The organism is Brumimicrobium oceani, from assembly GCF_003143775.1.
Taxonomy (GTDB): Bacteria; Bacteroidota; Bacteroidia; order Flavobacteriales_D; family Crocinitomicaceae; genus Brumimicrobium; species Brumimicrobium oceani.
Genome location: NZ_QFRJ01000004.1, coordinates 241,975 through 265,923, shown reverse-complemented (window position 1 = coordinate 265,923; position 23,949 = coordinate 241,975). Strand labels below are relative to the sequence as shown.

Sequence of the window (23,949 nt, the reverse complement as noted above, 5' to 3'; positions counted from 1 at the left end):
GTTTCCATTATAAAAACCCCAATTCCAATTTCGCTTCTTCGCTCATCATGGTTTGGTCCCAAGCAGGATCAAAAACGATATTCACCTTTGCAGATTTTACTCCGTCTACAGCGGCAATTTTGTCTTCTACTTCTTTCGGAAGAGATTCTGCCACAGGGCAGTTGGGTGAAGTTAAAGTCATTTCAACATCCACGGACTGGTCTCCATTGATTTTTACTTCATAAATTAGTCCTAATTCATAAACGTCTACAGGGATTTCTGGGTCGTAAATCGTCTTGATTACATCAATAATCGAGTTTTCTAATGCAACGTTGCTCATTTCTTTATTTTTTTACAAAGATATTGTTTGTTTTACAGATAAAAGTCAAAACAGTCTTCTTTTTTAGAAAGATTATAAATAAGGAGATAATTGTTATTTATTGATTATTGATGGTTAATGTGTTTTGGAGTGGTCTTGTTTCTTCTAACCCTACTAGTTCAACTTCACCCTCTCCTTCTCATTTTCCTCTTTACGGGGTGCTTAGCGAAACCTTCTTTTCATTTGCAGTTAAACCCCTTTTTTTCTCCTTTTCTCGGTGTACTTTGTGAAGCCTCCGTTCTCTTTGTGGTTAAAATCTTTCTTTTCTCTTTTTCCCTCACTTCTGTCGCATTTCCAAAATCCATTAAAATAATCTAGTTTTTAATTTGGCAAATACCATTAATTAGGTATTTTTGCACATTAAAGAGGGTTATTTAGATTTAATATAAATAACATGTAAACGAAGTTTTAACTATGATAAAAGTAACAGAATCTGCTAGAAAACAGGCCATTCGATTGATGGAGGATTCGGGAGAACCGAATAGCTTCATCCGTGTTGGAGTGCAAGGTGGTGGTTGCTCTGGATTAATGTATGAGCTTAATTTTGATACCGTTGAACATGAGGATGATAAATCATTTGAGGACAATGGTGTGAAGATAGTCGTTAATAAGAAGAGCTTTTTATACCTCGTAGGTACAACATTAGATTTTTCCGGAGGATTAAACGGGAAGGGTTTTGTATTCGTTAATCCAAACGCAGATAGGACCTGTGGTTGTGGAGAGAGTTTCTCTATTTAGAGGCTGGCTGGAAACAGAAAAACGATTAATTTTGAGATGTTTCCGTCTAGACACTATTTAAAAATAAAATAATTCAAAGATGAGTAATACTTACACAGAAGAAGATTTAGCAAGGAATTTAGAAGTTCAAGAATATAAGTATGGATTTACATCTGATTTTAAGTCAGATACAATTCCTGTGGGATTAGATGAAGATGTTATTCGTTTAATATCATCTAAAAAAGAAGAACCAGAGTGGTTACTTGAAAAAAGGTTGCAGGCATATCGTGCATGGACAACTATGAAGGAGCCAGATTGGGCACATGTAAATTACGAGAAGCCAGATTTTCAGGCGATTTCTTATTATTCAGCTCCTGGTCAAACTAAAAAATATGAAAGCTGGGATGATGTAGATCCAGAAATGAAAGAAACCATGAAAAAATTGGGGATTTCAATGGAGGAACAACAACGTTTAACTGGAACTGCAGTTGATTTTGTTGTAGACTCTGTATCTGTAGCTACTTCATTCAAGAAGAAGTTGGGGGAATTAGGAATCATTTTCTGTTCATTCTCCGAAGCAGTAGAAAATCATCCAGAATTAGTAAAGAAATATATGGGAACTGTTGTTCCACATACAGATAATTTTTATGCAGCCTTGAATAGTGCGGTGTTTACCGACGGTTCATTCTGCTACATTCCGAAAGGAGTTCGTTGCCCTATGGAGCTTTCGACCTATTTTAGAATTAATGAAGGAGGAACAGGTCAGTTTGAAAGAACATTAGTTGTTGCAGATGAAGGTTCTTATGTTTCTTACTTAGAAGGTTGTACTGCTCCTATGCGTGATGAAAACCAGTTGCATGCCGCAGTGGTTGAGTTAATTGCTTTAGATGATGCTGAAATTAAATATTCAACAGTGCAAAACTGGTACCCAGGAAATAAAGACGGGGTAGGAGGAGTTTTTAATTTCGTAACAAAACGAGGACTTTGTGAAAGAAATGCTAAAATTTCATGGACACAAGTAGAGACAGGTTCGGCAGTTACTTGGAAATATCCATCATGTGTTTTAAAAGGAGATAATTCTATTGGTGAATTTTATTCTGTTGCAGTTACCAATAATTTCCAGCAAGCAGATACAGGATCTAAGATGGTTCACCTTGGGAAAAATACAAGCAGTACCATTATTTCAAAAGGAATTTCTGCGGGTGAGTCTCAAAACACCTACAGAGGTTTAGTGCAAATACATGCAGGTGCAGAAAATGCAAGAAACAGATCAGAGTGTGATTCCTTGTTGCTGTCTGACCGTTCAGGAGCGCATACCTTCCCTTATATCGAATGCAAAAACAGTTCAGCAAGGGTAGAGCATGAAGCAACAACTTCAAAAATTGGCGAAGATCAAATTTTCTATTGTCAACAAAGGGGTATCGATTCTGAAAAAGCCATTGGACTTATTGTGAACGGATACTGTAAAGAGGTATTGAATCACATGCCAATGGAATTTGCAGTGGAAGCACAAAAACTATTGGAAATTTCACTAGAAAATTCCGTAGGATAATTCAATTCATAAAAACGTTTAATAAAGAAAATTACAGCATATGTTAACAATAAAAAATCTTCACGCTTCAGTTGAAGAAGGACATGAAATACTTAAAGGGCTAAACTTGGGGGTTAAAGCGGGTGAAGTTCACGCAATTATGGGACCTAACGGTTCTGGGAAATCAACTTTGGCTTCTGTTTTGGCAGGGAAAGATGGTTATGAAGTAACGGGTGGTTCTGTAGACTTTGACGGAGTGGATCTACTAGATCTTGAGGCGGAAGACAGAGCAAAAGAAGGATTGTTTTTGGCATTTCAATATCCTGTAGAAATTCCAGGTGTTTCGAATATTAACTTCTTGCGTACTGCGATTAATGAAATTCGCGAATACCGAAAAGAAGATAAAATGTCTGCTAAAGATTTCTTAGCGAAAGTAAAAACAGCTTCGAATCTCGTGGAGTTGGATAGCAAATTAGCAAGTAGAGCAGTGAATGTTGGTTTCTCTGGTGGGGAAAAAAAGAGAAATGAAATTTTCCAAATGGCAATGTTAGAACCGAAATTGGCAATTCTAGATGAAACAGATTCTGGTTTAGATATCGATGCTTTACGTATTGTTTCGGAAGGTGTTAATAAATTGCGTTCAGAAGGGCGCTCTATCATCTTGATTACACACTACCAACGTTTACTAGAATATATCCAACCAGACTTTGTTCATGTTTTAAATGATGGAAAAATCATCAAAACAGGAACTAAAGAGTTAGCCTTAGAATTGGAAGAAAAAGGTTATGATTGGATTAATGAAGAAATTGCGCAATAAATATGGAATTAGTTTTGGATAATAAAGTACTCGAGTTTGTCTCGGATTTTAAGAAACCGGAAACGATTTCTAAAGTCAGAAAGCAGGCTTTGGACGCTTTAACTGGGATGGATTTCCCAACGACAAGGGTAGAAGAGTGGAAATATACACGTGTGGCTAAGTACGTGAAAAGAAAATATAAACAAACACAAGCTTCAACCAATATAGAGGAGTACGCGATTGCAGATTTGAATGCACACCAATTGGTTTTTGTTAATGGATATTATGACGAATCCTTATCAACTATTTTGGATGATGACGCTGTTTCAGTTCAAAAGATTGATGAATTAGATGAAGAGTATTATTCTGATTTAGTGGATGGAACTGAAGAAAATGTTTTTTCTTTAATCAACAAAGCCTACCAAACAGGTGGTGTTTTTATTCAGATTAAAAAGAATAAAAAGGCAAATCACCCGATTCACATGATACATGTTTTGGAAGGAGAAGAAGTAATTGCAAATGCGCGCCACTTTGTCCTTGCAGAAAACGGGTCGAAGTCTGAAGTTATAGCGACTTTTCATTCAAAAAACTCAGCAAATAGTTTTACAAATGTTGTGTTGGAAGGTCACGTTGAATCAAATGCAAGTCTAACAATTAATAAATTGCAAACTGAAGCAAAAGATGTTCTTCATATTTCAAATGAGCTGTTTGTTCAGGATGAATCCAGTAATTTCTTAATCAATACGATTACAACAGGTGCACAATTAACGAGAAATGGACTGGATGTAATTGTGGAAGGTGAGAATTGTCATACTGAAATGAATGGTGCTTATCTGGGTACAGAAAACCAACATATGGATAACCATACGCTTATTGATCAGTTGTATTCGAACTGTACATCAAGTGAATCATATAAAGGTGTTATGGATGGTAAATCTGTTGGTGTATTCAACGGAAAAGTTATTGTTCGACAAGATGCTCAGAAAATCGCAGCTTACCAATCGAATAAAAACATTTTGCTTTCTAAAACAGCAAGTGTAAATTCTAAACCAGAATTAGAAATATATGCAGATGATGTTCGTTGTTCGCATGGTTCAACAATTGGAGAGTTAGATCAAGAAGCCATTTACTATTTAAGATCTCGAGGAATTTCGGCAGCAAGTGCGAAACAATTGCTGGTAGCTGGTTTTATTGGGGATATATTAGATAAGGTTGAAAATGAAGCTTTAAGAGCAGATATTGACGAACTTTTCTTAAATGATTTTGGTTGGAAGTTTTAATTTCACGCATCACTAGTAACTACTGGTTTTGTTAGAATTTTAAGCTTTTTTGGATGTAAAGATTGGTCATATCACCTTTAATTCTTTATATTTGGATAAACAGATTTATTAACTTAAAAAACATACAAAATGGCATTTGAATTACCAAATTTACCGTATGCACACGATGCATTAGAACCACATATTGACAAGAAAACAATGGAAATCCACCATGGTAAGCACCATCAAGGATATACAAATAATTTAAACGCGGCGATTGAAGGAACTGATCTTGAAGGAAAGTCAATCGAAGAGATTTTAGCAAATTGCACAGATAAACCAGCGGTTAGAAATAACGGTGGTGGATTCTATAACCACGATTTATTCTGGAAGGTAATGTCTCCAAACGGAGGTGGTGAGCCAACAGGTGATATCAAAGGAGCAATTGAATCGGCATTTGGTTCATTTGATTCATTTAAAGATGAGTTTGCTAAAGCTGCAGCAACAAGATTTGGTTCTGGTTGGGCATGGCTTTGTGTAAAAGACGGAAAGTTAGAAGTGTGTTCTACTCCAAACCAAGATAATCCTTTAATGGGATTAGGTTGTGAAGGAACTCCTGTTTTAGGACTTGATGTTTGGGAGCATGCATACTACCTGAATTACCAAAACAGAAGACCAGACTATATTAATGCATTCTTCAATGTTATTAACTGGGACGAAGTAAATAAGAGGTTTGCAGCAGCAAAATAATTTTGATTTTTTGGATTTTTGGTTTTTGAATTTGTAGGCATGCCCTAATAGGGCAAGCCTACAAAACCAAACCAAAAAAAATTAAAAAACCCAGCAGATTTATCTGCTGGGTTTTTTGTTTGTATAACTTTCAACCTAAAAAGCGTTTATATATTTAAAGTCAATTCAACCAATTCTACTGAAACAACTGCGTCACGTTCGAAGCGAAAAGCTTCACTGCAATTGCCAATAATATAATACCAAATACTTTCTTCAAAATAGCCACCCCTCCAGGACCTAGTAAACGTTCAATTCTTCTGGTTAATTTCAACGTTGCGTAAACGATAATCATATTAATAAGTATCGCAATTAAAATGTTTACCATTTCATATTCTGCACGAAGAGATATTAATGTAGTCATAGATCCAGCACCGGCAATAATAGGAAACGCCAATGGCACAATACCAACGCTCTTTCCTTTTATAGGTGTTTCTTTAAATAATTCAATGCCCATAATCATTTCTAAAGCCATGGCGAAAAGAACAAATGCCCCGGCAACGGCAAAAGATTCAACGTTAACGCCAAAAAGCATCAATATACTCTCACCAGTAATCAAAAACGCAATCATGATTACCAAAGAAACCAAAGTGATGCGATTGGCATGGATGTCACCAGAGGTTTCTTTAATTTTTATAATGATAGGAATTGATCCGATAATATCAATAACAGCAAATAAAACCATTGTAGCTTTGAAGATCTCATTCAAACTGAAAGAAGCAAAAAACTCATTCATAATCAACTGTTTTTGTTGTTTGTTTTCTTAAAAAGTGTGCAAAGATAATGGCTTTTTATGTCATACAATAGGAATTGTATTTAATTATGAAATAAAAAAACAGCTATTTTCTCTAGCCTAGATCAGTGTTGATGTAAGTGGTGTTTTGGGTGTTTTTTTAAGTCATTCAATTTCTTTTGGAATTCTCACTTTAAATATAAAAGCAAAAAAATCCCTTCAGCAAAAGCCAAGGGGATATTTAAAGTGAATTGATATTTTCTGGTATTAATCCATGAAATCAACTTTCCCGGTGTCTAAGTCATAAATAGCACCCACTATTTTGATTTCTCCGTTGTCTTCCATTTCCTTCAAAATTGGACTTTTTTCTCTTATTTCTTTAATTGTGTGTCTAACATTACTGGCGCAAGCCATTTCAACAAATTCTGGATTTTTAGATGTGCGGTCTCCTTTGTATTCAACCATGTCAACCGCTGGTCTAATTTTTTCTAACATTGGGGTGATGTTGCCCAATTGAACATCGTCAACAGCTGCTTTTACTGCGCCACAGTGCTCATGCCCCATAACGAGTACTAATTTTGAACCCGCCACTTCACATGCGTATTCCATACTCCCAAGCATGTCTACATTCACGAAGTTTCCTGCAACTCTAGCAACGAAAATATCCCCAATTCCTCTGTCTAAAACATCTTCTACCGGTACTCGACTATCTACACAAGACAATACAATCGCTTTTGGGAATTGTGCCAAAGTACTATTTCTTACTTGCTGAGATGTGTTTCTCTTTGTAAGGTCATTGTTCATAAATCTTTCGTTTCCTTCTTTGAAGCTCTGAATTACGTCATCAGGCGAAAGTGCGGCTTGTTGTTCTTGTGTTAAAATTTCTTCCACCAAGGCTTCTTGTACTTGTGGTTGTTCTAGTTCTGTCGATTGCTCATCAGATTTAGTTTCGGCCTTTGCTGGTTCACCCTGATTGCAAGCCGTAAATCCTGCCACAATTAATGTGAGCATAGTTAATTTGAATACTTTTTTCATTTTGAGAATAGTTTAATTTATAGATTTAAAAATATATTGATATTCAGCTGATCTCTTTGTCTTTTGTCTAAGAATTGATTCATATAGGCGACTTCAAAACGCAGATTATTATTTAATTTATAACCAAGCCCTCCATAAAGTCTATTTCTATCAAAAATGGTCTTTGTAGTGTTAAGGAATATTTCGTTGTATGCCGATAGATAAAAGGTATTGTCAACAATTGTAGGATTTGTTAAAGCTATGTTTGTAGAGAGAAAGTAGCGAAATCTCATTCTGAATTTGTCTTCAACGAAACGCTGTTCAAATCTATACCTGTGTTGAAATGAAACCCTGCCGAAAGATTGCTTTGTAATGAATTGTTGGTAAATTCTGTGTTCATTAATTATCGCTTTTTCATCTGTGGTTCCAATGTAGTTTTCGCTTCTTATAAACCCGTAACCAAGCAAAATATTATTGTTGTTTTCAGTTAAATTATAACCCAATCCAGTTCGCAATAATAATTGCTCCAAATCACCAATCTCATTGTAATTTCTATATTGTGCTTCATGGTGCCAATTAAAGTTGTCTTTTATTGTTTTGCTACCAAAATAATTAAGCCAATTTCCAAAGTCACTTTTTTGTGTCAATCCATGTAAGGGTAATAAAACCAGGAGAAGAATAAATATGTTTCTCATTTCAATTTTTTTTGCAAAACTATTACTTATTAATTCAATCGGTGTAATTAATGTTTCTTTTGGCTTGTTTAAAGAGTTTATTCTAAGGTTAATCCTATTAGAGTTCATCCTCATAAAATCGCAGTCTGTTTTGCAATTCTTTTACTTGTTCTTTGAGTTGAACTTCTTTTTGAAGCAGATTGAATACAACATCAATTCCTTCAATATTTAAGTCTAACTCATGATAAAGGCGAATCATTTTTTCTAAATCACCAATCTTTTCTTCATGAATTACTTCTTCATTTTCAAACCGTTTAATTTCAATAAGTCCAACATTATTCAATTCTTTAATGAAAGAGATCTCAATTTTATAATGAACACAAAGTGTTTTTATCAATATATATTCTTGCTTTTCCATCTTATCTTAATTTTTGAAGTTCTTTGAATAGCTCTTTTTCCTTGGCAGATAGATTTGTAGGAATATCAATTTGGTAAGTAATGATTAAATCACCAAAATCCCTTTCTTTCTTGTAAACAGGAAAGCCTTTTCCTTTCAGTTTTACTTTTGTGTCGTTCGCGGTTTCTGCTGCAATTTTAAGCTTTACTTTGCCGTCAAATGTATCAACCGTAATCTCGCCACCCAAAAGTGCTGTGTATAAATCTAGGTGAACTGTAGAATATAGGTTTTCTTTATCTCTTTTGAATTTGGTGTTGTTTATAATACTGAATTTAATGAGTAAATCCCCATTCGGACCACCGTTCATTCCCTCGTCACCTTTTCCTTTGATTCTAATGATTTGACCGTTTTCTATACCTGCAGGAATTGTCAATCTGATTTTTTGGCCATTTAATGTGAGTACCTTCTTATGTGTTTCATAAATCTCCGTTAAGTTGAGTTCTAAACTTGCACTAAGATCTTGACCCTTGAACTGGGCTGCACCACGACCCGAAGAGCCACCTGCACCGCCAAACATAGATTCAAAAAAGTCAGAGAAATCACTGCCCGAAAAGCCTTGTCCTCCAGCTCCTCCAGAATATTGTTGTCTTTGATAAGATTGCTGCTGCCTAGCTTTCTCAAATTCTTCACCGTGCATCCAATCCTTACCGTATTTATCGTATTTTTCCCTGTTTTCTGGATTGCTCAGTACTTCATGCGCTTCATTGATCTCTTTGAATTTCTTCTCTGCCTCCTTGTTATCAGGGTTTAAGTCAGGATGATATTTTCGGGCCAACTTTCTGTAAGCTTTCTTGATTTCTTTGTCACTCGCTCCCTTGCTTACCCCTAAAATTTTATAGTAATCTACAAAGTCCATTGTTTGTATTTTTATTTGAACGTTAAATTAAAGTCAGTATAATTATTCGAAATAATTCATTGCTGACCATTTTCCTAAGTTAAGCTTTTAAAGTAAAATTTACAATATTAAAAGGCACTATTTAAAAGGCACTTTATTGGGTTTTCTTTGTAATCTGTTGCCTTGAATTGAGTAAAGTTGAATGCATTAGTTTTCTCGAATACGTCAATGTTAACAGGTGTTAAGAGCATAGGATTTAAATTTCTTTAACAGCGTATATTTTCAAAAAGCCTACATATTTCGTACCTTGCAATCAACAAACAATTATTAATTTAAAATAAACAAACATGGGATCAACAGAAGACAAGATTAAAGGAAATTGGAATGAATTAAAAGGTAAGGTAAAGCAGAAATATGGCGACCTTACAGATGACGATTTGAAATATGAAGAAGGAAAAGAGGATGAACTTCTTGGAAGACTTCAAAAGAAAACAGGAGAAGCGAAAGAAACAATTAAAAAATACATTGACGAACTATAGTCAGTGGTTTAAATAATTGAATACATGAAAGGTGAGCATTATGTTCACCTTTTTTTTGTGGGATAAAATGTAGCAATATACTTCGAATCTTATGGTTAGGAATACAAGAATGATTATTAGAAATGCATGTTAAATCCTATTGCGATTATTCTTTAATACAACTTTAAGGTAATTTTGTCGAAATAGAAATATTATAATCTTTAACGAAATTCTTATGAAGAAAACTTTACTTTTTTTAAGCATTTTATTAGGAATGACAAGCGCCATGTTCGCTCAAACAACACTTTGGAGCGATAATGCCGATACGCAATGGTATAACGCTCAAAGTACAAACTTCACCTTAACTACTTCTGCTGAGTTAGCCGGATTGTCTGTTTTAGTAGCAGGAGGAAATGATTTTGCTGGATCTACAATTAATATTGATGGAGATTTAGATTTGGGTGCTCACTTGTGGTCACCAATTGGAGTAGATGATGTAAACACATTTTCTGGAACTTTTGATGGAAATAGCCACGTGATAAGTAATTTAAATGTTGATATGCCAAATGATCACATGGTTGGACTTTTTGGTCGCGTTATTAATGCAACAATAGTTAACGTTAAGTTAGAAAACCCTACAGTGAAAGGTATAGACAGTGCAGGGTCTCTAGTTGGAAATGCTTGGCAGAATGTTGTAATTACTAACTGTCATGCATCAGGAGTTACGATTGAATCTACGGGTGTTAATGTTGGTGGATTAATTGGGGATATGGTTGAAAACGGATCTATTTCAGCGTGTTCTGCTGAGGGTGCTGTGAATGGAGATGCGCAAGTAGGAGGACTTTTAGGTTCCCCACACAACGGAGTTTCAATTTCTGAATCATATTCTAGAGGAACTGTTAGTGCGAATCATCTAGCTGGTGGGTTGATCGGAGCATCTGTGATTGGTTTTCCAGGAACTTTGGAAAATACAGTTGATAACTGTTACTCGCGCTCAAACGTTGTTGTGGTAAATGGTCATGCAGGTGGATTGGTTGGTCACGCGACAGCTTTAATTTCAATTTCTAATTCTTATTCAACTGGAACAGCAGTTGGGCCTGAATTTGATGGTGGATTTATTGGTGCTGGAGGAAGTGTTGGAACCTTGAATAACTTTTGGGATACGGAGACTTCTCAACATGTTGATGCAGTTGGAGGATGGCAAGGTGCTCCTGGCACTCCAGATATCACAGCAAAAACTACTGCTGAAATGAAAACAACTGCAATGGTTGATTTATTAAATGCAGGTGATGCTAATGGCCCATGGAAATTGAATTCTTTTGAAAATGATGGTTATCCAGGCTTTGTTGGCGGAACAGCTTCAGTAGAGGCTTTTGACAATGTAAAGGTTGAAATGAATGTTTATCCAAACATGTTTAATGCTGAATTAAACATTTCTTCAGATGTTAATTTGAATAGCTACGTGATTTACGAAATTTCTGGAAAAGTTATCCAAGAAGGTTCTTTAAGCGGAAATCAAGCAAAAATAGATACTCAAAAAATCAATTCAGGAGTTTACATGTTGATGGTGAATACTGAAAATGGAGCTATTACAAAGAAAATTGTAAAATAGTTTGATTGTAAATTATTGAAGTTTTAAACTTCCTATTTATCACAAAAAGGGTTCTTCAACTGAGGAGCCCTTTTTTGATTTCTGTATATTTAGATGTGTTTTTACTTTAGAGACAAGCTCGTTGTTTAAGTTCAAGTGAGTTGTTTAGGCTTTTTGAAAGCGTTTTAAAACAAAAAACCCAAAATATTGAATTCAATATTTTGGGTTTAATCTGTGGTGATGGACGGAATCGAACCGCCGACACAAGGATTTTCAGTCCTTTGCTCTACCAACTGAGCTACATCACCGTTGTTTTTAAACTGCTTATTTGATTAGGTGGGTGCAAAGATATAAACTAATTCTATTCTGGAAGCATCATTTTGAATTATTTTTTAAAAATCTTCTATTAACTTTGCAATGTGAAGCAGGAAAAGACCAAGTTTTGTGTAGTGGATGCTGGGAATACCCGTGTCAAAGTTATTGATTTTGAGAATGGTGAAGTGCTTAGCCAGGTGTTCATATCAATAGAGGAAAAAGAAAAGATAAAATCAATTATTTCTTCCAAAAAAGAGGTGACAAGTATTTTGTCATCCGTTTTGAATGAGGAAATGCGTAATTGGATAGCAGATTTGCTGCAGCCAAATGTTGTTTTAAGTAATCAAACACCTTTACCTATTAGAATCGATACTTATCGAACTCCTCAAACCTTGGGTGCTGATAGAATCGCTAATGCAGTTGCCGCTAATCATTATTCTAAAACTACTAATAGTTTAGTCATAGATATTGGGACTTGTATAAAGTTTGATTTTGTTCAAGAAGGAAAATTTATTGGCGGTTCAATTTCACCAGGGTATGGAATGCGCTTAAAAGCCATGCACGAATTTACAGGAGGTCTGCCATTGTTGGAGTTGGAAGAACAGTCGCAATTAATTGGTGATTCCACGAAAAATGCGATGATGTCTGGTGTTTTAAATGGAATACAGGCAGAGATAGAAGGTTTTATCAATCAATATAATCAACAATATCAGCCGTTAACAATTTTTTTGACTGGTGGAGACCTTAAAAGATTTGATAAAGAATTAAAAAATAGCATCTTTGCGGATGATTATTTGACCGTTAAAGGTTTGTATTTAATACTAAAACACAATGTTTAGAAGTTTATTAGTTGCACTATTTATCGTTATAAGTGGAAATGCACTAGTACAGATTAACACAAACAGTCCTTATTCAGCACGAGGACTTGGAGATGTTGGTTTTTACGGTAATGCCTATATTTCAGCGTTAGGAGGTGCAGCAACTGCATTGACAGATTCTAGTCAAACGAATTTGTTTAATCCATCTACGTATTCACTAACAGCAAAACAGTTGCCTTTATTTTCAATGGGGCTAACACATTTCGAAAAACGATTTTCTAATAATGGAATGGAGTCTGAAGGTAGGTTTTCAGGAATTACGCACATGGCTTTGGTTATTCCTTTTGGAAATCGATTTGGTGTAGCAGCAGGTTTAAAGCCTTTGAGTAGAAGAGGATACGAAATAAATGATCATGAAGTTATTGCGGGAGACAGTATTTTCTATGATTACACTGGGGACGGCGATTTACAAGAAGTTATGATTGGATTTTCAGGAAATATTTTAGACCGTAAGAAACAAAGTCTTTCTGTAGGGGTAAATGGTAAGTATTATTTTGGGAAACTGAATAATCAAAGAAGAACTTATACCGTTAGTAATTCCGTGGAATCGGGCGGTATGGATATTCAATCCATTCGCGCTAAAGACTTTGGTGTAGAGTTTGGTTTGAATTATGATTTTCGCCCAAACCTAACCCATAGCTTTAGGGTGGCGGGAGTTTTTCGTCCAGGCAAGGAGTTAAGCTTTGAAAAATCTCAAACACGCATTCATTACTCGAATTTCTTTGAGCAAGGTCTTTACGATACAATAATAAAAACAGGAGATATCAGTGGTAATGTTTTTCTTCCAACTAAAACCAGCCTAGGTTTAACTTATACTTTTACACCACAAAATGACTCGACTTCAAAAAGCTCCAAACTTCCATCTTTAATGGTTACCATGGAGTATTCAATGGAGGAGTGGTCATCATATAACGAGGATTTTAATAATAGTGTTCAATCAGGACAATACGTAAATTCAAATTCTTTCCGCGTAGGAGTAGAGTTTATGCGCCACCGTCAAGCTTTCGATCGTTCCGCATATATCAGCATATTCGATAGGTTAAAATATCGAATTGGTGCCTATAGTGTGAACACGCCTTATGAAGTAAACGGAGAGCAATTAATGGATCAAGGATTTACAGCGGGTATTGGATTTCCAATCGTTATGAATAGAGCTGTTTCAACTGTGAATATATCAGGGACTTATGGTGAGATGGGGCGAAATAGCGGGCCAGCAGTGCTAAAGGAAAGTTATTTTGGATTTAACTTCGGCATAAATATTGCTCCTGGGTATGACAGGTGGTTTAGAAAATATAAACTTGATTAATAATAGATAAAAATGAAAATAGGAAAATTAATATTAGGAGCTCTGTTTACTTTGAGTTTTGGACTTGCAAGCTATGCACAAGAAGGTACTAATGAAGCCGATGAATGTACAAGATATAAGGCTATTGCTGGTAATGCCTACAAAGCAAAGGAATATGAGAAAGTTACAAGATCATATATAAAAGCACAGAAAGAATGTGGTACTTTAGAAATGGTTTTCTACAACCCTTTTATTTATTCTGTTCAAAGATCTATGAGTAATGCAACCGATGATTCTACTAAGGCTGCATACTTAGATACGCTGATTATGGTTTATGAAGCAGCACAAGAAACTCATGGAGTTCAAAAGGAATGGCAAGCATACTTGGGGTATTCTTATTTAATGCAAGGTGCAGCTGGAAATATGAAGAAAGCTGACGAAGCATATAGAATCGGAATTCACCATGAAGCTGAAAAAGTAAATAAAGGGTTTCTGCAACAATATTATGTAAACCTTTATAATCTTTGGGTTCAAGAACAAGACGAAAAAGCGAAGGAGAAATACAAGAAGAGAATTATCACTGAATATTTCAAATTATCAGATTACGCAAGTAAAGGGGATATGGGGGCAGAGATTATCGATTTTGTTTCTGTTTATATGAATAGAGCCGTGACAGATTGTGAGTCAATTGTTCCTGAGATCGAAAGTTTTATGACGGAATTGCCACAAGAACTTGAAGCAAAAAAATCTACTGTGAAAAATTTCATGGCCTTACTCGAAAAGCAAGAGTGTACAAAAAATGAAGTTTATGCCCACTTAGTAGACACAATTATTGCAATTGACCCTTCAGTGGATGCAGTTTTGGCTAAAGCGAAATTACAAATTAGCAGAGGTAGTACTTCAGCAGCAATTTCGACTTTTAAAGAAGCTTTAGGAATGGCAGAAAGTGCTGACCAAAAAAGTGATATCGAATTTGAGATTGCCAATACTTATTTCCGTATCGGAAGTTACAAAGCAGCACACTCTGCTGGTCTAGCAATCACAGGTAAAAACGCTGGAAAAGGTTACGAAATTGCTGCCAAAAGTGTAAGCGCAACTTCTAACGATTGTGGGGTTTCTACTTTCGATCGTAAAGCAAACTACTATTACGCAGTGGAATTGGCCGAGAAATCTGGTAACGCAGGATTAGTTAGCTCAATGAAAAGTCAGTGTCCAACTTCAAGCGATATCTTTAATGAAGATAAAGCTGTAGGTGAGACCGTAGAGTTGAGCTGTTGGGGAAATAGAACTTTCACAATAAAAACATACTAAACCATTGAGCAACATAACGCACAATATTTTATTGATTCCTGTCATGATGCTCATGACGGGAATCTTTTTTTCATGTGTAAACGATTTGGATAAGGTAAAGAAAATTACAACTCACCCCGAAAATCCAGATGACACAAGCGAAGAGCTTCATATTATTTATACTGATTCAGGATATGCTCAGTTTGAAATCTTTGCCAATATTGCCGAGACTTACGGTCCGCCTCAAAATGTGAGAAAGTTCAAAGACGGACTAAGAGTGAATTTTTACAACGATGATGGTTCAATTGGTTCCGTGCTTACTTCTTTATTTGGAGAAATAAACGATGAAACTGGGCTAATTACGGTAAGAGATAGTGTGAAGTTACTGAATGTAGTTCAAGAGAAAACACTAGAATCAGAAGTGCTGTATTACAACAAAACAGGGGATTCAATTTACACAAACAAAGCAGTGGTCATCACCTCTCCTGACCTCATTCTTACAGGAATCGGGGCGTGGACAACTCCTGCTTTTGATACTGCTCAGTTTTATAAACCTACTGCTAAAATATTTATAAAAGATTAAAATATGGAAACGTACAATAAGATAATGCAATTGTTTTGGTTGGTTGTGGGTGTAATTACCATTATCGCCGTAACTGTATTGGGGTTTAAAGATGGATTCGAAAGATGGTCATCTTACTATGTGTTTGGTTTTTTTGCTATTCTGTTGTACTTCGTTCGTCGTTATAACGCAAAACCATCTCTGTAAACTCTACTTGAATTCTTTAATTTGATGTGTAAAACCTTTCTGATCTCATCCGTTTCATCTATTGGACTTGGTTTAGATTGATAGTACTCAATTTGCCCTTTTACATAGTTTAAATTGTCGAGTCCATTCAATATTTTATCTTTCACAAAAAACTGACTGCCAACAAGAGCTGATAAAGTAAATATGAAAATAATGTATCCTATTTTAAACTTATTACTCATCAATTAATGTTTGTCAACCTTAATGATAAAGTTAGAATAATTACTGAAGTCATTCTTTCTCAGGGAACGAATGTTTATATCTCTCCTGAATTATGGAGAAAAACACCTGAGAGAGTTAAGGAGTTAATGCTCAAAGATAAAAGTAGAGTGATTTCTGAGGGATTTAGTTTTTTCGATTCAGTTTCCAATGGTTAACTAACATAGAAAGATTGATTCTTGAAATTTAATTGTTTTAGCAGATATATCTGTTTTAATAAGGCAATTTAGACTAACATGACACAAATATCATTATTCCTTTGCCACTTAATTTAAAACTTATATATTGGTCTCGATTTAGGTGTTTAGGTTAGGTTAAAAAGGGAATGAACGCTCGTTTGTTCCCTTTTTTGTTTTTAATCAGTTTTTACTTTTCTTAGTATGTAGTGTCACCATAAATTATATCAAGCACTTCTATTGATGCATTGCCTATATCCGTATGAATAACAGAATTGGTTGAATCTATATAAGCTCTGAGGTATTCTTTTGTTACCAGAGTGGAATGTTATAGAATCTGTTTTTCAGATAAATAGGGTAAGCACTCATGTAATATGTTTAGTGACTGGAACGTTGAAGTCTTGGTAAGAATCAAAAAATCAAGAAAAGGCATGAATAAATTAAGCTTGTTTACTCTAGTTATCGGAATGTTTATTTCGTTGGGTGGTGAGGCTCAAAATTTGAATGAAATAGGAATTGGTTTAACAACCGATTCAGATCATCGATTGTTTTTGAATTATAAATTAGCCCTAAAGGAAAAGCGCTCGATAAATTTTAGACTTTCCCAAGGTTGGGATATTAGAGAAAGTCTTTGGGACCGTAGGTTTTACCAATCAACCTCAACCTCAGAGATTTACTTTGAGGAATCTAACTTAACTCAACGAGATTTGCAAACTAGACTAACCATTGGACCAGAGTTCCAAATTGGAGCGTCAAATTTCAGTTGGGCTGTTGAAGGAATACTGGGCTACCTAGCACAAAGCGAGAAGGTTAGAGGAAACACATATGAGGCCTTCTATAATAATGCCTCTCCACATAATATGTCGTATCTTCATCCTCCGGTTAAAAGTGAGATAACAATTGATAATAAAAGAGAATATTTGGTCACAGGAGTTCAAGGTAGAATATCTCTAAAAGCTATGGCAACAGAAAGGCTTGGAATAAAGCTTTTTGGTGAAATAGGGATGGATTATATTATTGAACTTACAGACATTCAAAAGTACCCTAAAGAAGCCGAACCTGTCCCAGAGCCTAATGAAAATGTTGTTCATTTTGAGATGCCTAGAGATTATTTGATTCCTCAATTTAGAATAGGTGCTACTATTTATTTTGCCCACTAGAAATTTGAAAAGTTTAATTGAAAGATGTTTTATCTTTCAATAAGAGAGCAATAAGCGTAAGTTTGTTTCCCTTTATTTATTATTATTCCAATGACACAAGAATATTTAAAATTGTTAGTTGCTTTCGTTTCGCTCTCAATGACTTTAGCATAAATTTGAGTAGTGCGAATAGAACTATGGCCAAGCATTGAACTTACTGTTTCAATGGGTACGCCATTGGATAATGTGATTTTAGTGGCAAAGGTATGACGAGCAATATGCGAAGTGATTTTTTTATTGATACTGCATATATCCGCAATTTCTTTCAAATAGCCGTTGTATCGTTGATTACTGTTTACTGGAAGCAATCTATTTTTGTTCAAGCAGTATGGATGTTCTCTATATTTCTGTATAATTTCAAGAGCCACTGGAAGTAAAGGAACACTTTCTTTTACGCCTGTTTTTTTACGATTTGTTTTAAGCCAGGATCCACCATCTATTCCTTTAATGATTGCATCATATTCAAATTCGTATATGTCTGCATACGCGAAACCAGTGTAACAACAGAATTTGAAAACATCACGAACCTCAGCTAATCGTTTTATAGAAATATTCTTAAATCTAATTCTGTCTACTTCTTCTTGAGTAAGCACTTCTCTTTTAGGAGCGATGTAGCTACAACGAAAGTTGTTAAATGGGTTTGAAGAAATCCAGTCTAAGCCAACTGACATATTCATTACCGTTTTTAGGTTTTTAATGTACTTGTGTGCTGTGTTTGTATGCAGATTATCTTGCGTAAGCAGATAATGCTCAAACTCGGTGACGAAGCGCAAGCGAAGCTCTGACAATGGCTTGTCTTTTATTTTATACTGATGCTTCATAAAGGCTACGACTTTCTTCTTAGTAATTACGTAGCGCGTGTATGTTTTTTTTGCCGTTTGACCTATCGTGACCTTTTCTTCCATTTTTTTGTTGTGGTAGTCTAAGGCATCCAGGATGGTTTTTTGGGTTGTTTTTGATTGTATTGGTTTGCCTGCTACTATAGACTTGATTTTTTTAGCAGTAATTTCATCATTTGCTGCTAAAAGCTTGTTGTAAGCTTCAAGAACCTTTCCTCTCAACATGTCGAGATAACCATTTATTTGAATAGCGCCTTTGGCTTTATCTTTTACTCTTTGAGCACTAGGTAACCAGGCGTTTTTGTCAACAAAACGATTTGTTGAGATTTCGGCTCTTTTGCCGTTTACAGTGATTCTTAAATAAATCGGGATTTCTCCTGATTTATTAATTCGATTTTTGTTTCCCCACAATAAAGTAGAGAATGAATTAACCTTTGAGTTTTTCATCTTAGAAATTGTTAACCGTTATACATTTGTTTCTTTAGTGAATCTCAAAAACATAAATGTCTATACAGATAATAACAATGGGCATCTAGATGTCATTCGGTTAACAAAACTACAACAAACTCTTGTTAACCGAATTGTTGTAATTTTCTTTGTTATTTGATGTTGTTCTAAGAAATGGTTAAATCACGCAAACCATTATATTTGATGGTATTTAATGAAAAAAGCCTCTCGAATGAGAGGCTTTTAGTTGTCCCACTAGGTCTCGAACCTAGACTCTTCTGTACCAAAAACAGACGTGTTGCCAATTACACCATGGGACAATTTTTAAACAATTTGAAAACCCGTTTGGCTTTCTGCGAGTGCAAATTTATAAACTTTTTATGTAATGACAAGGACTTTTGAGATAAATTTTTTGATATTTTTTTCAGAATTGATTTTCAATAGTATAGATGCTCTATTTTTTTACTGATTTTAGAGGAGATAGCCTATTGAGATACTTTTAACGGGTTTTATTTGTGTTAAAATGAAATAATGTTGCCTATTTATAATTTTAAGATGCATATTTTCGTTCGCAAACTGAATATTATTAACTTCGTGCGATTCAAATTTACACTATGAACTATAAAAAGTTAGACATTTCTATTGGATGGTTGTCATTCTTAATTGCGACAATCGTTTACTTTATTACCGTTGAAGATACTGCCTCTTTGTGGGATTGTGGGGAATATATCACCGCAGCCTATAAGTTGGAAGTTGGTCACCCACCGGGTGCGCCCTTCTTTATGCTTATCGGGAGAGTATTTTCTCTTTTTGCAGGATCTGAAGCTGATGTAGCTTTATGGATCAACCGAATGTCAGCGCTGAGTAGTTCTTTAACTATTCTTTTCTTGTTTTGGTCAATTACTAAGTTGGGTAAAAAAATCGCTGAAAAGGATGGTGATGAAATGTCTAACGGACAAAAAATCGCAATTTTAGGTTCTGGTTTTGTTGGAGCAATGGCTTACACTTTTACCGAATCATTTTGGTTTTCAGCGGTTGAAGGTGAAGTGTATGCAATGTCATCTTTGTTTACTGCGGTTATTTTTTGGGCAGTGTTGAAGTGGGATGAGGAAATGACAATGATTAAACGTGGGCAGTTAAGTCCTGAAATTCGTCCTTTAAGGTGGATGGTATTAATCATGTTCCTATTCGGATTAGCAATCGGAGTTCACTTGTTAGGTTTACTTGTTTTACCTGCCATTGCCTACGTTATATCGCATCAGTTGTACCCTAAAAGTAACCTTAAGACTTTCTTAATTACGGGTATAGCAGGAGTTTTAGCCCTTGGTTTTATACAAAATGGTGTAATTCCAGGAACTATTGCATTGGCGTCTAAAATGGAGATTTTCTTTGTGAATTCTCTCGGACTTCCTTTTGGAGTGGGCGCGGCATTCTTTTTTATTCTTTTAGTCGGAATCTTAGTGGGTGGATTGTATTTCACCAGAAACAAAGGATACAAGTTAGGGAATACAGTCATCCTTGGTTTAATTATGCTCTTTATTGGATATGGATCTTTTGCAACGATTGTCATTCGATCCAATGCAAACCCACCCTTGGATGAAAACAATCCAGAAAATTTAGTAACTCTTCATGCATTCCTAAAGCGTGAGCAATACGGTTCTTGGCCTATTCTTTATGGTGAGTATTTTAATTCTAAACCAGCCAAACAAAGCGAGTTTAAGGATAGATCACCAAACTATGACAGAAGATGGGTTGTTTCAACTAGTTCTGGAACAGATATTATTTCATTTAAAGACAAAGAGCTGGCGGAAAACTACATCAAAAATAGTGGACAGAACTACACTATGGATGAAAAGTATTTCATGATTAACGCGGGCGCAATTGAAAACCAAGTCCCTGTCTACACTCAGAATACCTTGTTCCCTAGGATGTTTGATCGCATGAGTGAACAGAAAATTCGAGGGTATAAAAATTGGTCGGGTTACGATCCTAGTCGAAAGGTGCCACCGAGTCAACTAGGGGAAGACGGAAGACCATTGCCAACCTTTGGAAATAACATTACCTATTTTGTAAATTACCAAGTAGATTGGATGTATTGGAGGTATTTTATGTGGAATTTCTCTGGACGTCAAAACGATATTCAAGGACATGGAGATGAATTTAGAGGAAACTGGCTCTCCGGATTTAATGTAGTGGATGAAGCCCGGCTGGGAGCGCAAGGTGAAAACGCACCTTATTACACACAACACAATCCAAGTAATGCCAAATTTTATTACATCCCGCTTATTTTAGGTTTGATTGGAATGTTCTTCCACTTCCTAAAAGCACCAAAAGATGGTATCGTAGTTGGAATTTTATTCTTGTTAACAGGTTTAGCAATTGTAATCTATCTGAATCAAAAAACATTTGAACCGCGTGAACGAGATTATGCTTACGCTGCTTCGTTTTACACCTTTGCCATTTGGATAGGACTTGGTGTGTACGGGCTGTATGAAGCATTTAGGTCTTTTGGTAAATCCGATTACAAAAAGTTAGGAATCAGTTATGCCGGGTTAGTTTTCTTATGTCTTATCGTGGACATGAGTGCGAACAGAGGAATGCCTGCGACTGCTTCAATATTAATTATTGGTGGAATTGGAGGTGGAGCAATGCTCGCCATGACTATGCTCCGAAAAATTAATGCGCCAAAAGTAGGTGCAGCAGGATTTGCTATTTTATTAGGAATTTCGGCACCTATGCTCCTTGGTGTGCAAGGTTGGGAAGGCCACGATAGGAGTAATCGCTCTCCAGCGCGTTCTTTAGCCTATAATTATTTAATTGGGTTGTCGCCAAATTCTATTGTTTATACGAATGGGGATAACGATACTTTCCCATTATGGTATTTACAAGAGGTTGAAGGGCTCCGTACCGATGTGCGTGTGGCTAACCTCTCTTTAATGCAAACAGATTGGTACTCTAACCAAATGAAGATGCGCGCTTATGAATCTGACCCTTTACCTATTAAGTTCAGAGAAGATCAAATTTTGATGGGTGCAGGAAATACAGATTATGTGCTATTCTTAGATTACGAAATTTATAAAAGAAACCTGTCTACAGAAAAGGCGAATGAGGTGATTAAAAAGAAAATTGAAGGAAATCCGCAGTTGTTTAAAAGTGCACTTTCTCAAATTAGAAGAGGATTGGCGGCGTCTACGCAGGCCATGACTCCAAATAATGAAAAGGCAGCTGATATTCTTCAAAAGGTAAAGGCAGAATTAGAAGCGCCAATCGCTAATCCGGGTTATGAGGACTATGTAAGAATTGATTTGATTATTCGTAAAATTTTTAGTGACGTAGGGAATAATTTGATTTCTGCTGATGAAAATTTATTGAAGCAATTGGAAAACGCTGCAATTACATGGACGCAATCTTGGGATTTCTTGCCTCTCGATTATGCAATGGAGTTTGTGAGAGATGACGCAAACATGATGTCTCAACCAGGAGGCAGAACATTTAGATATTTCCCTGCATCAGGTTTTGTTCTTCCAGTTAATGTTGAAAATGCAGTTGAGGCAGGAATTATTTCAGAGGAGTACGTTGATCAAGCAGAGAGCGAATTGCGTTTCAACTTTAGAAAAGGAGGAATGTTCAATTCTGATGTGCGAGGATTAAGCCGTGAAGAAGTGATGATGATGGATATTTTGGCTAACTTCGATTGGAAACGAGGAATTTATTTCTCTAGTCCAGGAGGTTCCGATGTGGCGAAAGCGCTATACGGACAAGGAATTGTTCATAATTATGGACAAGTACATGGTTTGACGCCTATTAAGAGAGAAGCAGCAAATGATTATGTGCGTGACCTAATGTATGAAAACATTATTAATAAGTACGATTACGCTAATCTCGCTGAGGACGGTGTACTGGTAGATTACTATACAAGGCGTCACACAAGTCAGTATAGAAATAGTTTCATTGATTTGGTTTCTAAGTACATTAGTGACTATGAATTGTCTAAAAATGCTGGTGCTTCGAGCTCTTCTAATCTTAAAGACACAGAGTTCTATGCGGATAGAATTGAAAGCATAATTAATCATTCTCTAGAGAAGTTGCCAATTGACAAGGTGTTTGACTTCGGAGAGCCGCGAGCAACTGGACGTAGATTGCCTAATGGAGAACAAGTGTACTCTGATGGTGCGGTTCCAGATTATGTTAAAGCTTTATTCCAAGTTGGAAAGAACGAATCTGCTGAAAAATTAGCAATTGAATACATGGCTCAATTGGAAACAATGATGAATTATTTCCAACACAGTGATGCTTTAATAGCTTACCAAAGCAAACAAGATTTCATTTCTTTTGCAATGAACTTCCTGCAAGTTTATGCTCAAGTAGTGGTTAATTCACCAGATAGTGAAGCAGCTAATTTCGGAAATGAACTTGACCAGAAATTGACGAGAGATGTTGTAGGTAAAATTGTTGAAGACCTTAGCAATAAAGAAGTGAAGGAAGCTATTCGAGGAGGTAGAACCCGCGTAAGGACGATGGAAAAAGAGGCTTTAGAGTTTGCTAAACTTTATAACGCCTTGCTTACTGAAAACGGATTCCAAAGTGACGATTCTGGAAATCAGTAAAAACATATATAAAATACCAAAAATTGTGGCGTGGATTTTTCCGCGCCGCATTTGGTTTGGGACGAAGGGTAGTGTGTGTCTAACATTCGACGACGGGCCACATCCCGAAATTACGCCTTGGTTGTTAGACGTCTTAAAATCAAATCACATTAAAGCCACATTCTTTTGGCAAGGAAGGCAAATCGAAAAGCATCCTGAGTTATTGAAAAGAGCATTGGAAGAAGGGCATTTAATTGGACACCATGGCTACAATCATGTTTCAGGAAAGAAAATCAATTGGCAAGAATTTAAGCGTAATTTCGAAAAGTCAAACGCTTTGGTAGACTCCGATCTGTTTCGGCCTCCTTATGGCGATCTAACTCAAAAACAGGCGAAATATATCTTGAAAAAAGGAGAGCTTGTGATGTGGAGTTGGATGAGTTATGATTTTGACTCTTCAATTTCAGCTAATGAACTTATTCAAAAGCTTAAAAATCAAGTGGGAGATAGAGATATTTTAGTATTTCACGAAAACGAGAAAACAATTCACAAAATAAAAGAAATTATCCCCGCAATTATTCAAGAAATTCGCGATAAAGGACTTAATTTTGCGCTGGTAGAAAAGAAACGATAGTATT

The 23,949-nt window shown here is 35.8% G+C and carries 24 protein-coding genes and 2 tRNA genes; 16 read left to right on the top strand and 10 right to left on the bottom strand.

The genetic code is table 11. The annotated features are described in order from the left end of the window. Positions 1-7: 7 nt before the first annotated feature. Positions 8-319, bottom strand: coding sequence for an SUF system Fe-S cluster assembly protein (locus tag DIT68_RS07750; protein WP_109359225.1), 312 nt, complete (start codon positions 317-319; stop codon positions 8-10). A 453-nt stretch (positions 320-772) separates the two neighbouring features. Here DIT68_RS07750 and DIT68_RS07745 point away from each other — a divergent pair, with 453 nt between their 5' ends. From DIT68_RS07745 to DIT68_RS07725, 5 genes are all read left to right on the top strand, one after another. Then, positions 773-1,096: a HesB/IscA family protein gene (locus DIT68_RS07745; protein WP_109359224.1), complete on the top strand. Its 324-nt coding sequence runs from the start codon at positions 773-775 to the stop codon at positions 1,094-1,096. 79 nt (positions 1,097-1,175) lie between these two features. Continuing rightward, positions 1,176-2,627: a Fe-S cluster assembly protein SufB gene (gene sufB, locus DIT68_RS07740; protein WP_109359223.1), complete on the top strand. Its 1,452-nt coding sequence runs from the start codon at positions 1,176-1,178 to the stop codon at positions 2,625-2,627. A 40-nt stretch (positions 2,628-2,667) separates the two neighbouring features. Continuing rightward, positions 2,668-3,423 (top strand): Fe-S cluster assembly ATPase SufC, encoded by a 756-nt coding sequence (sufC, locus tag DIT68_RS07735; protein WP_109359222.1) that lies wholly within the window; start codon positions 2,668-2,670, stop codon positions 3,421-3,423. A gap of 2 nt (positions 3,424-3,425) precedes the next feature. Continuing rightward, on the top strand, positions 3,426-4,682 hold the full coding sequence (gene sufD / locus DIT68_RS07730) for a Fe-S cluster assembly protein SufD (RefSeq protein WP_109359221.1): 1,257 nt from the start codon (positions 3,426-3,428) through the stop codon (positions 4,680-4,682). Between the two features lie 129 nt (positions 4,683-4,811). Continuing rightward, positions 4,812-5,411 (top strand): superoxide dismutase, encoded by a 600-nt coding sequence (locus DIT68_RS07725; RefSeq protein ID WP_109359220.1) that lies wholly within the window; start codon positions 4,812-4,814, stop codon positions 5,409-5,411. A gap of 175 nt (positions 5,412-5,586) precedes the next feature. On the opposite strand, the gene DIT68_RS07720 is transcribed toward DIT68_RS07725, so the two are convergent. The 5 genes from DIT68_RS07720 to DIT68_RS07700 form a co-directional block, all read right to left on the bottom strand. Next, positions 5,587-6,183 carry a MarC family protein gene (locus DIT68_RS07720; RefSeq protein WP_109359219.1) on the bottom strand — a complete coding sequence of 199 codons (597 nt, stop codon included), beginning with the start codon at positions 6,181-6,183 and terminating at the stop codon, positions 5,587-5,589. Between the two features lie 264 nt (positions 6,184-6,447). Next, the gene (locus tag DIT68_RS07715) at positions 6,448-7,215 is read right to left on the bottom strand and encodes a carbonic anhydrase family protein (RefSeq protein WP_109359218.1); all 768 of its coding nucleotides are present in this window, start codon (positions 7,213-7,215) and stop codon (positions 6,448-6,450) included. A gap of 17 nt (positions 7,216-7,232) precedes the next feature. Continuing rightward, a complete protein-coding gene (locus DIT68_RS07710; RefSeq protein WP_109359238.1) occupies positions 7,233-7,889 on the bottom strand; it encodes a DUF2490 domain-containing protein in 657 nt (218 codons plus the stop codon). 97 nt (positions 7,890-7,986) lie between these two features. Next, positions 7,987-8,286: a chaperone modulator CbpM gene (locus DIT68_RS07705; RefSeq protein WP_109359217.1), complete on the bottom strand. Its 300-nt coding sequence runs from the start codon at positions 8,284-8,286 to the stop codon at positions 7,987-7,989. 1 nt (position 8,287) lies between these two features. Continuing rightward, a complete protein-coding gene (locus DIT68_RS07700) occupies positions 8,288-9,181 on the bottom strand; it encodes a DnaJ C-terminal domain-containing protein (RefSeq protein WP_109359216.1) in 894 nt (297 codons plus the stop codon). Between the two features lie 326 nt (positions 9,182-9,507). Between DIT68_RS07700 and DIT68_RS07695 the strand changes: the two genes are divergently transcribed. Continuing rightward, positions 9,508-9,699, top strand: coding sequence for a CsbD family protein (locus tag DIT68_RS07695; protein ID WP_109359215.1), 192 nt, complete (start codon positions 9,508-9,510; stop codon positions 9,697-9,699). 214 nt (positions 9,700-9,913) lie between these two features. Continuing rightward, entirely contained in the window at positions 9,914-11,290 is a 1,377-nt protein-coding gene (locus DIT68_RS07690; RefSeq protein ID WP_109359214.1) for a T9SS type A sorting domain-containing protein, read from the top strand. 214 nt (positions 11,291-11,504) lie between these two features. Here the strand turns inward: DIT68_RS07690 and DIT68_RS07685 are convergent. Beyond that, a tRNA-Phe gene (locus DIT68_RS07685) sits at positions 11,505-11,577 on the bottom strand. A 111-nt stretch (positions 11,578-11,688) separates the two neighbouring features. Here DIT68_RS07685 and DIT68_RS07680 point away from each other — a divergent pair. From DIT68_RS07680 to DIT68_RS16190, 5 genes are read left to right on the top strand one after another with little or no spacing between them, the layout of a single operon-like run. Next, entirely contained in the window at positions 11,689-12,423 is a 735-nt protein-coding gene (locus tag DIT68_RS07680) for a type III pantothenate kinase (protein ID WP_109359213.1), read from the top strand. Next, entirely contained in the window at positions 12,416-13,768 is a 1,353-nt protein-coding gene (locus tag DIT68_RS07675; RefSeq protein WP_109359212.1) for a hypothetical protein, read from the top strand. Before DIT68_RS07680 ends, DIT68_RS07675 begins: the two co-directional genes overlap by 8 nt. A 12-nt stretch (positions 13,769-13,780) precedes the next feature. After that, positions 13,781-15,058, top strand: a complete 1,278-nt coding sequence (locus DIT68_RS07670; protein ID WP_109359211.1) for a hypothetical protein — start codon at positions 13,781-13,783, stop codon at positions 15,056-15,058. A gap of 4 nt (positions 15,059-15,062) precedes the next feature. Next, positions 15,063-15,620: an LPS export ABC transporter periplasmic protein LptC gene (gene lptC / locus DIT68_RS07665; protein WP_146194155.1), complete on the top strand. Its 558-nt coding sequence runs from the start codon at positions 15,063-15,065 to the stop codon at positions 15,618-15,620. Positions 15,621-15,623: 3 nt separating this feature from the next. After that, the gene (locus tag DIT68_RS16190) at positions 15,624-15,806 is read left to right on the top strand and encodes a hypothetical protein (RefSeq protein WP_146194157.1); all 183 of its coding nucleotides are present in this window, start codon (positions 15,624-15,626) and stop codon (positions 15,804-15,806) included. Here DIT68_RS16190 and DIT68_RS07660 read toward each other — a convergent pair. Beyond that, positions 15,782-16,027, bottom strand: coding sequence for a hypothetical protein (locus DIT68_RS07660; protein ID WP_109359233.1), 246 nt, complete (start codon positions 16,025-16,027; stop codon positions 15,782-15,784). The genes DIT68_RS16190 and DIT68_RS07660 overlap by 25 nt on opposite strands. Positions 16,028-16,033: 6 nt before the next feature. Here DIT68_RS07660 and DIT68_RS07655 point away from each other — a divergent pair, with 6 nt between their 5' ends. Together DIT68_RS07655 and DIT68_RS07650 are read left to right on the top strand one after the other, a co-directional pair. Further along, positions 16,034-16,222, top strand: a complete 189-nt coding sequence (locus DIT68_RS07655; RefSeq protein ID WP_109359232.1) for a hypothetical protein — start codon at positions 16,034-16,036, stop codon at positions 16,220-16,222. Positions 16,223-16,671: 449 nt separating this feature from the next. After that, positions 16,672-17,400 carry a hypothetical protein gene (locus DIT68_RS07650; protein ID WP_146194156.1) on the top strand — a complete coding sequence of 243 codons (729 nt, stop codon included), beginning with the start codon at positions 16,672-16,674 and terminating at the stop codon, positions 17,398-17,400. Between the two features lie 29 nt (positions 17,401-17,429). Here DIT68_RS07650 and DIT68_RS07645 read toward each other — a convergent pair whose 3' ends face one another. Then, positions 17,430-18,725, bottom strand: a complete 1,296-nt coding sequence (locus DIT68_RS07645; protein ID WP_109359230.1) for a site-specific integrase — start codon at positions 18,723-18,725, stop codon at positions 17,430-17,432. 247 nt (positions 18,726-18,972) lie between these two features. After that, positions 18,973-19,045: transfer RNA gene (locus tag DIT68_RS07640), tRNA-Gln, on the bottom strand. Between the two features lie 294 nt (positions 19,046-19,339). On the opposite strand from DIT68_RS07640, the gene DIT68_RS07635 reads away from it, so the two are divergent. Next, positions 19,340-23,332: a glycosyltransferase family 117 protein gene (locus DIT68_RS07635; protein ID WP_109359229.1), complete on the top strand. Its 3,993-nt coding sequence runs from the start codon at positions 19,340-19,342 to the stop codon at positions 23,330-23,332. Between the two features lie 25 nt (positions 23,333-23,357). Then, complete coding sequence (locus DIT68_RS07630) at positions 23,358-23,945, top strand: polysaccharide deacetylase family protein (protein ID WP_158276140.1); 588 nt, start codon at positions 23,358-23,360, stop codon at positions 23,943-23,945. Positions 23,946-23,949 lie beyond the last annotated feature (4 nt).